At 40.9% G+C, this 13369-nt stretch carries 14 protein-coding genes and 1 pseudogene; 9 read left to right on the plus strand and 6 right to left on the minus strand.

Going from position 1 to position 13369, the window contains the following annotated elements; all coding sequences use genetic code 11:
- Positions 1 to 174: 174 nt before the first annotated feature.
- On the minus strand, positions 175 to 1014 hold the full coding sequence (locus tag AC27I2_RS11325; RefSeq protein ID WP_058552807.1) for an isopenicillin N synthase family dioxygenase: 840 nt from the start codon (positions 1012 to 1014) through the stop codon (positions 175 to 177).
- A gap of 260 nt (positions 1015 to 1274) precedes the next feature.
- Here AC27I2_RS11325 and AC27I2_RS11330 point away from each other — a divergent pair.
- Positions 1275 to 2024 (plus strand): annotated as a pseudogene (locus tag AC27I2_RS11330) (alpha/beta hydrolase family protein); the annotation flags it as partial.
- 50 nt (positions 2025 to 2074) lie between these two features.
- Here AC27I2_RS11330 and AC27I2_RS11335 read toward each other — a convergent pair.
- Entirely contained in the window at positions 2075 to 2794 is a 720-nt protein-coding gene (locus AC27I2_RS11335; RefSeq protein WP_487204350.1) for an alpha/beta fold hydrolase, read from the minus strand.
- A gap of 221 nt (positions 2795 to 3015) precedes the next feature.
- Here AC27I2_RS11335 and AC27I2_RS11340 point away from each other — a divergent pair, with 221 nt between their 5' ends.
- Positions 3016 to 3339 carry a hypothetical protein gene (locus tag AC27I2_RS11340; RefSeq protein ID WP_006794033.1) on the plus strand — a complete coding sequence of 108 codons (324 nt, stop codon included), beginning with the start codon at positions 3016 to 3018 and terminating at the stop codon, positions 3337 to 3339.
- A 96-nt stretch (positions 3340 to 3435) separates the two neighbouring features.
- On the opposite strand, the gene AC27I2_RS11345 is transcribed toward AC27I2_RS11340, so the two are convergent.
- Together AC27I2_RS11345 and aspS are read right to left on the minus strand one after the other, a co-directional pair.
- Positions 3436 to 3666 carry a hypothetical protein gene (locus tag AC27I2_RS11345; protein ID WP_058552809.1) on the minus strand — a complete coding sequence of 77 codons (231 nt, stop codon included), beginning with the start codon at positions 3664 to 3666 and terminating at the stop codon, positions 3436 to 3438.
- A gap of 115 nt (positions 3667 to 3781) precedes the next feature.
- Complete coding sequence (gene aspS / locus AC27I2_RS11350) at positions 3782 to 5560, minus strand: aspartate--tRNA ligase (RefSeq protein WP_487204351.1); 1779 nt, start codon at positions 5558 to 5560, stop codon at positions 3782 to 3784.
- Positions 5561 to 5808: 248 nt separating this feature from the next.
- Here aspS and AC27I2_RS11355 point away from each other — a divergent pair, with 248 nt between their 5' ends.
- Entirely contained in the window at positions 5809 to 6657 is an 849-nt protein-coding gene (locus AC27I2_RS11355; RefSeq protein WP_487204352.1) for a DUF72 domain-containing protein, read from the plus strand.
- Between the two features lie 29 nt (positions 6658 to 6686).
- Positions 6687 to 7184, plus strand: coding sequence for a M48 metallopeptidase family protein (locus tag AC27I2_RS11360; RefSeq protein ID WP_487204353.1), 498 nt, complete (start codon positions 6687 to 6689; stop codon positions 7182 to 7184).
- Between the two features lie 212 nt (positions 7185 to 7396).
- Here the strand turns inward: AC27I2_RS11360 and AC27I2_RS11365 are convergent, their stop codons facing one another.
- Positions 7397 to 8080, minus strand: coding sequence for a DUF3334 family protein (locus tag AC27I2_RS11365; RefSeq protein ID WP_487204354.1), 684 nt, complete (start codon positions 8078 to 8080; stop codon positions 7397 to 7399).
- A gap of 116 nt (positions 8081 to 8196) precedes the next feature.
- Here AC27I2_RS11365 and cmoA point away from each other — a divergent pair, with 116 nt between their 5' ends.
- The 5 genes from cmoA (at position 8197) to AC27I2_RS11390 (ending at position 12541) form a co-directional block, all read left to right on the plus strand.
- Positions 8197 to 8922 carry a carboxy-S-adenosyl-L-methionine synthase CmoA gene (gene cmoA / locus AC27I2_RS11370; protein ID WP_058552814.1) on the plus strand — a complete coding sequence of 242 codons (726 nt, stop codon included), beginning with the start codon at positions 8197 to 8199 and terminating at the stop codon, positions 8920 to 8922.
- Positions 8923 to 8935: 13 nt separating this feature from the next.
- Positions 8936 to 9904, plus strand: a complete 969-nt coding sequence (gene cmoB, locus AC27I2_RS11375) for a tRNA 5-methoxyuridine(34)/uridine 5-oxyacetic acid(34) synthase CmoB (RefSeq protein WP_487204355.1) — start codon at positions 8936 to 8938, stop codon at positions 9902 to 9904.
- 192 nt (positions 9905 to 10096) lie between these two features.
- Positions 10097 to 11149, plus strand: a complete 1053-nt coding sequence (purM, locus tag AC27I2_RS11380) for a phosphoribosylformylglycinamidine cyclo-ligase (RefSeq protein ID WP_006794042.1) — start codon at positions 10097 to 10099, stop codon at positions 11147 to 11149.
- Entirely contained in the window at positions 11149 to 11796 is a 648-nt protein-coding gene (purN, locus tag AC27I2_RS11385) for a phosphoribosylglycinamide formyltransferase (RefSeq protein ID WP_006794043.1), read from the plus strand. The genes purM and purN overlap by 1 nt, the downstream gene beginning before the upstream one ends.
- A 16-nt stretch (positions 11797 to 11812) precedes the next feature.
- Positions 11813 to 12541: a DUF3108 domain-containing protein gene (locus AC27I2_RS11390; protein WP_058405637.1), complete on the plus strand. Its 729-nt coding sequence runs from the start codon at positions 11813 to 11815 to the stop codon at positions 12539 to 12541.
- Positions 12542 to 12569: 28 nt separating this feature from the next.
- Here AC27I2_RS11390 and AC27I2_RS11395 read toward each other — a convergent pair whose 3' ends face one another.
- The gene (locus AC27I2_RS11395) at positions 12570 to 13334 is read right to left on the minus strand and encodes a class II glutamine amidotransferase (RefSeq protein ID WP_487204356.1); all 765 of its coding nucleotides are present in this window, start codon (positions 13332 to 13334) and stop codon (positions 12570 to 12572) included.
- Between the last annotated feature and the right edge of the window lie 35 nt (positions 13335 to 13369).

Consider the following 13369-nt stretch of genomic DNA (forward strand, 5'->3'; position numbering starts at 1 on the left):
GGCCAAAACGGCCAGTTGCGCGCATTATACCTGTCGTGGGCTAGAATGCATGACATTATTTACTTTGCGCCCAATTGAAGCCCTATATTACTAGGCTTAAAACGCAAAAAACGGCTAAAAGCCGTTTTTTGGTAATGCTTAAACCTAACAGTAAGGCTTAATTAAGCTTATGCATTACTTAACACCTAGCTCGCGTAAGCGTTCTTGCAAGTAGCTATCCGCGGTGTAACGCTCTGAAAGTACAACGTCTGGGCGCGGGTGTAAAAATAACGGTAATGAAATACGCGACTTAGTAGACGCTTTACCCGTTGGATTAATAACACGGTGAATCGTAGACGGGAAGTAACCGCCAGATGCTTCTTGCAGCATATCGCCAATGTTAATAATTAGGCTACCAAAATCACAGGGTACATCTAACCAACCGCCGTCTGTCTTTTGAACTTGTAAGCCTGGCTCGTTTGATGCTGGTAATACGGTTAATAAGTTAATATCTCCATGAGCAGCAGCACGAATAGCACCAGGCTCTTCATCACCCGTCATAGGTGGATAATGTAAAATACGTAGCAATGTTTGATCCGAGTCTGCAATCATATCTTTAAGATCAATCGAAAACTTAGCACGCACATCAGCAGGCGCCTCAGCTTGAACCCAGCTTAAAAGTGTTGCAGCAAACTCATTTGCTAAGCGGTAGTACTCACGTACGTCGGCTTCAAGCTCAGCAGGTACACGCCCATTTGGGTAAACATGAAAGTATTCTTTAATGTCTTTAATGGTAAAGCCTTTAGCTACTTCAGACACTGAAGGCGGAAAGTAACCGTCTTGTGTTTCTTTAGAGTATAAAAAGTCGTGCTTTTGCTCTGAGTTAAAAAAGTCTTGCCAGTTTTTGTAAATAGACTCAACTAAAGACTGTGGAATTGGGTGATTTTTTAAAACACCAAATCCAGTATTTCTTAACGATTCAACAAATTGTGCAGCCGCATCGGGAGCTTTATAATCAACAGTAGGTAATTGCATTGTACGTTCCAGTGAATAGGTTGTTTGAAGTGAAGTACTTCAAATACTTTTAAGTATATAAAGTAGCAAGGACTTCATTATAGCGCCATGCGAGGATAGACAAACAGCCCCAAAAACATAAGGACATATGTCCGTAAAGTGCCACCATCAAAGCGTGCGTTGATCAAGATCAATAAATAAAAGCCATTGAATTTGCATTCATTAGTACTTATATCTGGTCTAGTATTACAACGTATTTTATTGGTTCAAAAAGGCGCCCCATGCGACAAAAAGTATCTTTTAAAAGTAATAACTTAGAACTTGCCGGACAACTTGAACTCCCCGATGGCAACATAAAATTTTATGCCCTATTTGCCCATTGCTTTACCTGCGGTAAAGACATTGCCGCAGCAACGCGCATTAGTCTTGCTTTAACTCAACAAGGAATTGCTGTACTGCGTTTTGATTTTACAGGCCTCGGTAACAGCGATGGTGATTTTGCTAACAGTAACTTTTCATCAAATATTCAAGACTTAGTATCTGCTGCTGATCATTTAAGAGAGCACTTTAAAGCCCCGCAATTGCTCATTGGTCATAGTTTAGGGGGAGCTGCCGTGCTTGCTGCTGCACAATATATTCCTGAAGTTACAGCTATCACAACAATTGGCGCACCGTCAGATGCGCAACATGTAGCACATAATTTTGAAGCCCATTTAGATGAAATAAACGCAGATGGCGAAGCAAAAGTGAGTTTAGCTGGGCGCGAATTTACCATTAAAAAGCAATTTATCGACGATATAGCTAAATACGATAAAAGCCACATAAGTAAACTTAAACGCGCTTTATTAGTAATGCACTCACCGGTTGATACAACCGTAAACATTACTGAAGCTGAAAAAATTTACGCATCCGCTAAGCACCCAAAAAGCTTTATAAGTCTAGATAACGCCGATCATTTACTGACTAATAAAAGCGATGCCGACTACGCTGCAAAAATCATTGCACATTGGGCAAACCGCTACGTAAATTTCGCATAAGAAGAACTTGCCATTACGCGCTGCTAAAACGGCGCGTTAACCTACTAATTCATAAACTTAGCAATTTCTTTACTCATTCTCTTAACCAGCCAGTTGGGGCCACCATCATACATACCGTTATGGCGAGATTTTTCAATACGAATTTGAGTAACCGGAAATTCGTCCAACTCTTTATCGCTTAAAAGCACATCTGCATCAGCTGGGTAATCACTGGCTCTGAGTGTTAGTACACGAATATTTTTATTACGAGGCAATAACATACGACGATGATCAAGCGTAATTACAACGCTTACTTCATCAGGGTACATTGCGGCATACAAGGCTGAAATATCTCCACCATTAGAATGACCAAATAAAGTGAGCTTTGAGAAATCATACTCTGCGTATTTGGCTGCTAATTCATTGACTAAAAACTTAAGAGTGACCACACCGCGATGCCAGTTCTCCATGCGGGTAGTCATGTAAGGGGGATGTACATTTAACGTAGGGTCGGTTTTCAATTCGTGGGCCACTGCAATTACTAGATAACCTTGTTTATTAAACTCATCACTGGCAAAAGTATAGCGATTATGGCTCATACCATACCCTGCATTTATAAAGAAAACGGGGCATTTATTTTGTTTACTGCATTTAACGTTATTTGTTGGTAACGAAATGCTAACTGGGATCTCGCGATCACGGCTGATGTCTGTAATAAACGCTTCGCTTGCATAGGAACTTACACTTATAAAAAGAAGTGTGAGATAAAAAAGTGTTTGATGCATATTACTTAACATATTGTTTATTATAATTAATACCAGTTAGTTTAGGCGTTTTATAATCTTAATAACAGCCTTTAAAGTAATAATAGTCTGTGTGGTTATACCAAATTTATTACATTTAAACTGCAGATTAATAAATGTTGAAAAAGACTAACAGCCGCATCCGCAAAATTGTGCGATAATAGGCGCAATTGTTCCAATATACTCAGTGAAAGATCCGACACATGAAATCATACAGCACCATTGAACAGCGCATTGAAATTCTAGAAGAAAAGTTAGCATTAATTAATGATGAAATTAGCACATTAAAAACCCCCGCTAAAAACAACAATGAACGCATTATATTTAAGTTTATTGAAACCGGCAGTACAGGTAAAACAAAGGACTTTGTTCGTGAATTAGGAATTAAATCACCGCGTGATGGACTGTTTTCATCGGGTGATGTTACTGCTTTAATTAAAAATGGCGCTGACGATATTTCACCGGCGTTACTAGCGATTGCTAGGCAACTAGCCAGTGCACGCAATAAAAATGGCCCTAGCCGATAATTAAACAACGCATGTAACGTTTAGAAGCTTAGGTATCGCCTTTGCTTCTTTTGTTTTAGCTAACCTTTATACTTAACCCTTTCCTCTTCACAATTATCAATGGCTATAGTCGCCTCTCTCTGGTAAATCTTTTCTAAGCGCAAGTACCGCAATATAAATTAGCCCGAATAGTGGAAACAATCCTAAGCACCCGCCTACAAAGGCTAAAACACCGGGGCTGGTGCTTTTTCGCTTACCTATTTTGTAGCTAATTACAGCAAAAACAGGGATACACAGCACAATAAGAAAAGCTAAAAACTCGCCAAAAAAAGTGACATTAATTGACATGGAAATTCCTTTTTATAGTGGTTAAATTACAATCTGCGCTAAATTTAACCACAAAAAAACCCTTAAGCAAACAACTTAAGGGTTTTTAAATTCAACGCTTTAAACTCAGCGCAAATTACTCTTCGCTAGGGGCTGCTTTTTCTACCACACTGATTGCCAGTTCAGTTAACGAATCACTATTCGCTTTGCTAGGTGCGTTTGTTAATAAACAAGACGCTTGTGTAGTTTTAGGGAAAGCAATAACGTCACGAATGTTATCTGTTCCGCATAAAAGCATAACTAAACGGTCAAGGCCAAATGCTAAACCAGCATGTGGTGGTGTGCCGTATTTAAGGGCATCAAGTAAAAAGCCAAACTTATCTTGCTGCTCTTGTGCCTCAATACCTAAAATTCTAAATGCGGCTTCTTGCATATCTGCATTATGAATACGTACCGAACCACCACCTACTTCGTAGCCGTTTAATACCATATCGTAGGCATCTGAAATAGCCGCTGCTGGGTTTGCTTCAAGCTCACTTGCACTAATATCTTTTGGTGCTGTGAACGGATGGTGTACTGCGTGAAGCGTACCTTCATCGTCTTCTTCAAACATTGGGAAATCAACAACCCAAAGTGGTGCCCAACTGTTAAGGTTAGTGATTTCTAAATCAACACCAATTTTAAGGCGAAGCGCGCCCATTGCTTCATTTACTGTGTTGCGCTTATCTGCACCGAATAAAATAATATCGCCCGTTTGTGCGTTAGTACGCTCAAGTAACTGGGTAATTACCTCTTCGTTTAAAAACTTAGCAATTGGCGATTGCACGCCTTCAACGCCCGCATCACGGTCGTTTACTTTCATCCACGCCATGCCTTTAGCGCCATAAATACCAATAAATTTAGTGTAATCGTCAAGTTGCTTACGCGAAAGCTTAGCGCCACCTGGTACTGTTAATACAGCTACGCGGCCTTTTTCGTCATTAGCTGGGCCTGAAAAAACGTTAAACTCTACATCTTTTACTAAATCTGCAACATCAACTAATTTCATTGGGTTACGTAAATCTGGCTTATCAGAACCGTAAAGGCTCATTGCCTCGCTGTAAGGCATAATTGGGAAGTCGCCTAAATCAACGTTTAGTAATGATTGCCACATCTCACGGATCATTTTTTCAGTCATACCACGTACTTGATCCGAGCTCATAAACGAGGTTTCTAAATCTATTTGCGTAAATTCAGGCTGGCGATCGGCACGTAAATCTTCATCACGGAAACATTTAACAATTTGGTAGTAGCGGTCAAAACCCGACATCATCAACAATTGCTTAAACAACTGTGGCGATTGCGGTAAAGCGTAAAAACTACCTTTGTGGACACGACTTGGTACTAAATAATCACGCGCGCCTTCTGGCGTTGCTTTTGTAAGCACCGGTGTTTCAATGTCTAAAAAGCCGTTTTCATCTAAAAAGCGGCGAACAAAGCTGCTAGCTTTAGCGCGTAATTTAATACGGTCACTCATCTCTAAGCGACGAAGGTCTAAATAGCGGTACTTTAAACGACGCTCTTCAGAGTTTGTTTGGTTAAAGTCAAGCGGTAAAGGCTCTGAACGGTTAATAATTGTAAGCTCGGTGCCTAAAATTTCTACTTCGCCAGTTGCCATGTCTTTATTTACTTGGCTTTCTGGGCGAGCACGTACAACCCCTTTTAACTGAACACAAAATTCTTGACGAAGCTTGTTCGCTGTATCCATTAGTCCTTCAACTTCTGGATCGAATACAACTTGTACTAAACCTTCTCTATCGCGTAAATCGACAAAGATAAGTCCACCAAGGTCACGTCGTTTGTTGATCCAGCCACATAGTTCAACTTCTTGATCTACGTGAGTTTTATTTAGCTGTCCGCAGTATATAGAGCGCATAGTTTTCCTGTCAGATAAAAGGCTTCAACGGTAAAAATTATTTGTTTTTATAGGCGCATAATTTAAAAAAGAGCCACCACACTTCAAATAAAGCCGTAAGCAATCTAAGAATATTCAAATTAAGCCCTGCATTATACCCAAGTAGGTTGAAGATGCTAGGCGTGTTTGGTGTGTTGCTGTTAATTTAAAGCAGGCACTGTTGGTATTTGCTACACTGGCGGCACGATGTAATTTATTAGCTATTTTTTATGTTATATATTGGATGCCCTCAGTGGTCTAGCACTTCATGGAAGGGCAATTTATTTTCAAGCCAATGTAAAAACGCCGACATGCTAAGCCAGTACGCGCAGCATTTTAATTCGGTAGAAGGTAACACCAGTTTTTACGCCGACCCATCACCCAGTACTGCTTTGCGCTGGGCACAAAGCGTACCTGACGATTTTAAATTTACCTTTAAATTTCATCGTCGTTTTAGCCACGAACTACAGCTGACCAATGTGCAAAAAGAGCTTACCGATTGGCTAACCCTATTTGCTCCTTTACTTGAAAAAACAGGGCAAATAATGCTGCAATTACCCAAAGCATTTGGCCCAAACGATTTACCCAAATTGGCACACTTTATTAGCTTACTGCCTAAAGAGCTTACCTATGGTGTAGAAGTACGCCATGCTGATTTTTTTAAAAAAGGTGAATCCGAAATAGCGCTTAATCAGTTATTAATGGCAAACAACATAAATCGTATTTCTATGGATACGCGAGCGCTTTTTGCAGTAAAGCCAACCACCGAAGCGTTAATAGATGCGCAGCAAAAAAAGCCTCACTTGCCGGTGCATGCAATTGCCACGGGGTCAGAGCCTATGACACGGTTTGTGATTGCTGATTTAAAAAACGACTACCAAACCTTTTACAAGCCGTGGCTTAGTAAAGTAAAACAATGGCTTGATGAGGGTAAATCCCCTTATCTGTTTTTTCATACTGCTGATAATCGTGAGTCGCCATTACTTGCACGCCAATTTTGTAAAGATCTTGGGTATAACCATAGTGTACTCAATCCGTTTAGCGGCGAGAAAGAAGCGCAGCAACATGCCCTTTTTTAAAAATAAAACAAGAATATAGAGACATAAAAATGAGTGAATACGCCCGTTACTTTACAGGCTACCCTGCCAATATCGTTGAGCAAGTATTAGGACTAATAAAAGCAGGAAAGGTAAGTGAGTATTTACTTAAAAAGTACCCGCAGGCGCATCGTATTACCAGTGATAAGTTACTGTATAGCTACGCCACTGAGCTTAAAAAACAGTATTTAAAAAACGCCCCACCATTTGGCCGCGCAGCATTTAAAAAACAAGGCGACATGGTCACCAACGCATTGGGTACGCACACCTATCGTATGCAAGGCAAAACCCGTAAACACGATTTAGCCATAAACAGCGATTTACTACGTGCCCCCGAGCCATTATTAAAAGCCTTAGTTGTACACGAGCTCGCACACTTTAAAGAAAAAGATCACAATAAAAGCTTTTATAAACTGTGCTGCCACATGGAGCCGAGTTATCACCAATTGGAGCTGGATTTACGGATATTTTGTGTGGTGGTAGCGATGGGAGAGAACCCGTATACATGAGCGGTCAGCAGTCAGCGGTCAGCAGTCAGCGGTCAGCAGTCAGCAGTCAGCGGTCAGCGGTCAGCGGTCAGCGGTCAGCGGTCAGCGGTCAGCCTAAAATATAAATACAACCTAATCAATTATCAAAGTATTCATAAATAAAAACGCGATATCAAATCGCGTTTTTTGAATAACTTTTCAGCTGATAGCTATAAGCTATTAACTTTGAGGTGTTACAGCCCTAGCTCAGCCATAAAGTCGTCATCGGCATCGTCTTGCTTTGTCTCGCTTGCCTTTTCTTTTTGTGCCTTTTGTTTAGCTTCGTTTTCGATAATGTCATCTGGGTCAATGGCTTCAATAATGTCAAAGTCGTGTAGTTTTATAAACTCTGTTTTATCCATTGCCAGTTCTAAGTAGAAAATATTTTGATTGCGGGTAGTAAAAGTAACGCGGCGCGCTTGTGGGCGATCCATTGTGGTATCGACCGAAATTTGCACTTGTTTATTAATCGCCATCATTTTCGGCTGATTTTGCGTAATAGAAGTATGCAGTTGTTCGCGCACTTTAGAGGTAAAGTCGCCTACAATTTGGTTCATTAACTCGCCCATTACGTTTGAAACATCGTCTGACAAATGACTATGTGCTATTTCTTCTTCCGGCATCCCCATGTTACGCATGTAGTCGCCGTATATTTCCATTGCTGCTTGCGATGTGAAGTTGGTGACAACAAGCCCTGTAAATCCGCCATCAAATAATACAAAGCAACCAATGTCTGGTCGCATGCAGGTGCGTGTTATTTTTTGCACCATGGCTGAGTAACTTATTTCGTTACCACTTGCTGATGAAAGTACCCCTGTCACTGAGTGACAAAGTGTTGCTAGTATATCGTCGGTGCTAATAACTTTACTTTTGCTCATTTAACGTTCTCTTTTGTACTTATTATTCATAATTCTAGCCAACCTACTGAATTTATCACTGACTATCCAGCATAAAATGTTAAAATAACCTTATTATTTTTAAAGAGACTGCCTTCGTGACCATAAAAGACAGTATTTACGCCTCTGAGCAACAAGTAAAAGATTTTAGCTTTGACCAAAATGTGGTTGAAGTATTCCCCGATATGATTCAGCGCTCTGTGCCTGGCTATGCCACTATTGTTAGCACTATGGGCAAATTAGCGGGACAATATGCACAAAGTAATTCTAACTTGTATGACTTAGGCTGCTCGCTTGGTGCAGTAACGCTGAGTATGCGCCGTAATATTCGCACCGATAATTGCCATATTATTGCAGTGGATAACTCACAAGCCATGGTTGAGCGTTGCAAACTGCATTTACAGGGTTTTAAATCTGAGGTACCTGTAACCGTTACTTTAGGGGATATTAACGAGCTTGATATCAAAAATGCATCGGTTGTGGCAATGAACTTTACACTGCAGTTTATCCCTCATGCGCAGCGCCAAGCTGTTATTGAAAAAATATACGCTAATTTAAAGCCTGGCGGTGTGTTACTACTAAGCGAAAAAATTAAAGCTGAAAACGAGCAATGCGATAATTTATTGATTGATTTGCATCACGACTTTAAACGTCATAATGGCTACTCTGAGCTTGAAATAAGTCAAAAACGTACCGCAATAGAAAACGTAATGCGCCCCGATACACTCAGCACGCACCTTAACAGGTTAAGTGATATTGGCTTTAGCCAAACACAAGTGTGGTACCAATGTTTTAATTTTTGCTCAATGGTAGCAATTAAATAATAAAGAGTAATTTATGTCTCAATGGTTTAATCAATTTTACGCTGCTATTGCACAAAGCTCACTTAGCCACTGGCTAGAAACTCTACCCGCTCAATTAAAACATTGGCAGTTAGAGGCAAGCCATGGTGATTTACCAAAATGGCAAAAAGTACTTAAAAATTTACCAGTAGTAAAAACAACTCACGTTGATATCGCCACTAAAGTAGAAATTGGCGCACCAGGGGAGATGAGCGAAGGCGAGCAAAAGCAAGCTACACATTTATTAAAACGCATGATGCCTTGGCGCAAAGGCCCATTTAGTGTGCACGGTATTGAAATAAACACCGAATGGCGCAGTGATTGGAAGTGGGACAGGCTCCTTCCTCATATTGAGCCGTTAAAAGGCCGTACCGTGTTAGATATTGGTTGTGGCTCGGGATATCACTTGTGGCGCATGCGCGGAGAAGGCGCTGAGTTTGTAGTCGGTATTGATCCATCTGACTTATTTTTATGTCAGTTTCAGGCTATTAAACATTATAACCCAGACGAGAACGTACATTTACTTCCGCTAGGTGTTGAAGCCCTACCAGAACTTAAAGCCTTTGATACGGTATTTTCGATGGGGGTGCTTTATCACCGTCGCTCACCTATCGACTTTCTAGCACAATTGAAAGCCCAGCTTCGCCCGGGTGGCGAATTGGTGCTTGAAACGCTAGTAATTGAAGGCGACGAAAACACAGTACTCGTGCCTACCGACCGCTACGCAAAAATGCGCAATGTATGGTTTATTCCAAGTACTGCTGCATTAAAACTGTGGATGGAGCGCGTCGGCTTTAAAGATGTACAAATAAAAGATTGCGCAATTACCACGCTCGACGAACAACGTAAAACTGATTGGATGGAAAACGAATCGTTAGTCGACTTTTTAGACCCAAACGATACAAGTAAAACCATTGAAGGTTACCCTGCCCCACTCAGAGCAATACTCACAGCTAAAGCCTAATTACAATATTAAGTTTTATTTTGTTATTAAAAAGCGCCGTTGGGCGCTTTTTTGTTTACTAATACAGCAACTAGCGGACAAGTGTCCTTGTTAATTATTTCAAAGCTATATTTACGCTAGCCGCGCAGGTGCAATTGTTGTAAAATACGCGCGTTTCTAAGCAACCCAAAACAACTATTTTGAGGAAAACCTGTGAGCGAACAAAAACAGTCTCTTAGCTATAAAGACGCGGGCGTAGATATCGACGCTGGTAATGCACTTGTTGAGCGTATTAAAGGCGTAGTTAAAAAAACCCGTCGTCCTGAAGTGATGGGCGGAATTGGTGGTTTTGGCGCACTGTGCGAAATTCCTGAAGGTTATAAACAACCAGTATTAGTAGCGGGTACTGATGGTGTAGGTACTAAATTGCGTATGGCAATTGACCTTAAAAAGCACGATACCGTAGGTATTGACTTAGTTGCTATGTGTGTAAACGATTTAATTGTTCAAGGTGCTGAACCCCTGTTTTTTCTTGATTACTATGCTACAGGTAAACTAGACATAGACACAGCAGCCGACGTAGTAACCGGTATTGGTAAAGGGTGTGAAATTTCAGGTTGTGCCCTAATTGGTGGCGAAACAGCAGAAATGCCAGGTATGTATGATGGTGAAGACTACGACATGGCAGGTTTTTGTACTGGTGTGGTTGAAAAATCTAAAATTATTGATGGCACTAAAGTAGCCGCAGGCGATCAGCTTATTGCGCTTGCATCTAGCGGCCCTCATTCAAACGGTTTTTCTTTAATTCGTAAAGTACTTGAAGTATCCAACGCCGACACTAATCAAGTTATAGACGGTAAAACACTAGGCGAGCATTTATTAGAGCCTACACGTATTTACGTTAAACCGTTACTTGAGTTATTTAAGCACGTTGACGTACATGCCCTTTCGCATATTACGGGTGGTGGCTTTTGGGAAAACATTCCACGCGTACTACCTGCATCTGCTAAGGCAGTGGTTAAAGGCGATAGCTGGCAGTGGCCAAGTGTTTTTAACTGGTTACAAGAAAACGGTAATATTACTACGCATGAAATGTACCGCACATTTAACTGTGGCGTAGGCATGGTTTTGGTTGTTCCTGCCGATAAACTTGAGCAAAGCTTAACTATGCTTAAAGACTTAGGTGAAAACGCTTGGCACCTTGGCGAAATCCAAGATGCAGCTCCAGGCGAAGAGCAAGTAGACATTGTAGGTGGTGCTAAGTAATGGCACCCACTCGTCTAGTAGTTTTAATTTCAGGCAGTGGCTCTAATTTACAAGCCATTATAGATGCCTGTGAACGTGGCGAGATAAACGGACATATTGCGGCTGTTATTAGTAATAAAGCAGACGCGTATGGCCTAGAGCGTGCTAAAAATGCAGGCATTGCAACGCAAGTCCTTAGTCATAAAGATTTTGACTCGCGCGAGGCCTACGATGCGCAGTTAATGAACGTTATCGACTCTTTTGAACCAAATCTAGTTGTATTAGCTGGGTTTATGCGTATTCTTACACCTAGCTTAGTGCAAAAATATATTGGAAAAATGTTGAACATTCATCCATCTTTGTTGCCTAAGTACCAGGGGCTGAATACCCACCAAAGAGCAATTGATGCAAAAGACGATGTTCATGGCGTAAGTGTTCACTTTGTAACTGAAGAATTAGACGGTGGTCCGGTTATTCTTCAAGCACAAATACCTGTACTCAAGGATGATACAGCAGACACATTAGCAAAACGCGTGCACGAACAAGAGCATATAATTTATCCTTTGGTGGTCAAATGGTTCAGTGAACAAAGACTTACTATGGAAGCAGATTATGCGGTTCTTGACAAAAAACAACTTCCTGCACACGGCGCGCACTACCCACAATAAAAAAATAAGCGCCCTAATGCTATGTGCGGGCGCTTTACTTCCAACAAGCCTTATTGCAGGCGAATTGACTCAATACGAAGCCAGCTATGATATTTTGCGTAAAGGCAGTAATCATGGTACGGCGGTCCGTTCTCTGAAAAAGCTTGATAATGAAAGCTATGAATTAACCTACCACAGTGATATTGAGTGGATGATTTTTTCTGACTCACGAAAAGAAACCTCAAAATTTACGTTTAAAGACGGCAAGGTTTCGCCTGATCATTATTCAATGGTGCGTAAAGGCACAGGACCAGATAAAAACTACAAAATTGATTTTGACAAAAAAAATGAGGTTGTTACCAGCAGTACAAGTGAGTACCCATTAAAGTGCGAGTGGACTGATGATTTTCAGGATGCTATCTCGTATCAAGTTCAGGTTCGTGAAGGGTTAAAAAAAGGAGAAACAAATTTCTCGTTTCCCCTTGTTGATAAAAAAGGCAACCGTCGAGATTATAATTTTGAAGTGGTCGGCACAGAGATGATTTCTTTGCCTATAGGTAACGTTGAAGCAATTAAAGTTAAACGCTTATATGATACCGACAAACGACAAGCCCTCGCTTGGTTTGCACCTGAAATGGATTACATGCTTGTGCGCATGTGGAAAGGTGAAAAAGGCACTGAACAGTTTGAAGTTCAAATGAATTCATTTACTGTGACTGCCCCAACCGCAACGGTTGACCACACTAAAAACCTTCAAGCTAATTAGCTGAAGTTTTATTTGTAAAATAGGTGGGCTATATAAGCTCACCCATTTTAAATAACGAAAACTCTCCTGGCTCCATTTTTTTCCAACGTTCATCGTTTGTGAGCGGCCTTGTTGCAATGACAGTGACCACATCGTTTGGGGTTGTCTCTTTTTGAAAATCAACCACCATATCAGCATCAATTAATGTAGCTTTACCAAACGGCGCACGGCGCGTTATGTAATGTAAGTTATTTGTGCAATACGCTAAAACAAATACACCATCGGTCATCAGCATATTAAATACACCTTTTTCACGTAACGTATGCGAAAGCTTTGCTGCGTATCTAAATACTGACGCCATGTTAGAAGGTCGCTTTGGGTATTTTTCACGAATTTTATCCAGCAACCAACAAAAAGCGAGTTCACTGTCGGTGTTGCCCACTGGGCGATAATATTCGGGTTTTAAATCGTGATAATTAGAAAGCTGGCCATTGTGTGCGTAGGTTATTTCGCGCTCCCACAGCTCACGCGTAAACGGATGAGTATTTTCTAGGCATACCCGACCTCGATTACCTTGGCGTATATGGCTGATAACCGAAACGCTTTTTATAGGATAAGCTTTAACAAGCTTAGCAATTTCAGATTTATAGCTGGGCTCAGGATCTTTAAATGTTCTACAGCCCTTACCTTCATAAAAAGTAATACCCCAGCCATCTTTATGCGGACCTGTATTACCGCCTCGCTCCAAAAGACCAGAAAAACTAAAACAGATATCAGTAGGTACATTGGCTGACATGCCAAGTAATTCACACATTTATAAATAGCCCTTAAAAAATACGGATAAATAGC

Source organism: Pseudoalteromonas sp. NH0006-46, from assembly GCF_057547735.1.

Coding starts and splice junctions, on each gene's coding strand:
- aspS (WP_487204351.1), bottom strand. CDS start 5,560: ATGCGCTCTATATACTGCGGACAGCTAAATAAAACTCACGTAGATCAA.
- AC27I2_RS11360 (WP_487204353.1), top strand. CDS start 6,687: ATGAGTGAATACGCCCGTTACTTTACAGGCTACCCTGCCAATATCGTT.
- AC27I2_RS11345 (WP_058552809.1), bottom strand. CDS start 3,666: ATGTCAATTAATGTCACTTTTTTTGGCGAGTTTTTAGCTTTTCTTATT.
- AC27I2_RS11365 (WP_487204354.1), bottom strand. CDS start 8,080: ATGAGCAAAAGTAAAGTTATTAGCACCGACGATATACTAGCAACACTT.
- AC27I2_RS11355 (WP_487204352.1), top strand. CDS start 5,809: ATGTTATATATTGGATGCCCTCAGTGGTCTAGCACTTCATGGAAGGGC.
- cmoB (WP_487204355.1), top strand. CDS start 8,936: ATGTCTCAATGGTTTAATCAATTTTACGCTGCTATTGCACAAAGCTCA.
- AC27I2_RS11325 (WP_058552807.1), bottom strand. CDS start 1,014: ATGCAATTACCTACTGTTGATTATAAAGCTCCCGATGCGGCTGCACAA.
- AC27I2_RS11340 (WP_006794033.1), top strand. CDS start 3,016: ATGAAATCATACAGCACCATTGAACAGCGCATTGAAATTCTAGAAGAA.
- AC27I2_RS11390 (WP_058405637.1), top strand. CDS start 11,813: ATGCTATGTGCGGGCGCTTTACTTCCAACAAGCCTTATTGCAGGCGAA.
- purN (WP_006794043.1), top strand. CDS start 11,149: ATGGCACCCACTCGTCTAGTAGTTTTAATTTCAGGCAGTGGCTCTAAT.
- AC27I2_RS11395 (WP_487204356.1), bottom strand. CDS start 13,334: ATGTGTGAATTACTTGGCATGTCAGCCAATGTACCTACTGATATCTGT.
- AC27I2_RS11335 (WP_487204350.1), bottom strand. CDS start 2,794: ATGCATCAAACACTTTTTTATCTCACACTTCTTTTTATAAGTGTAAGT.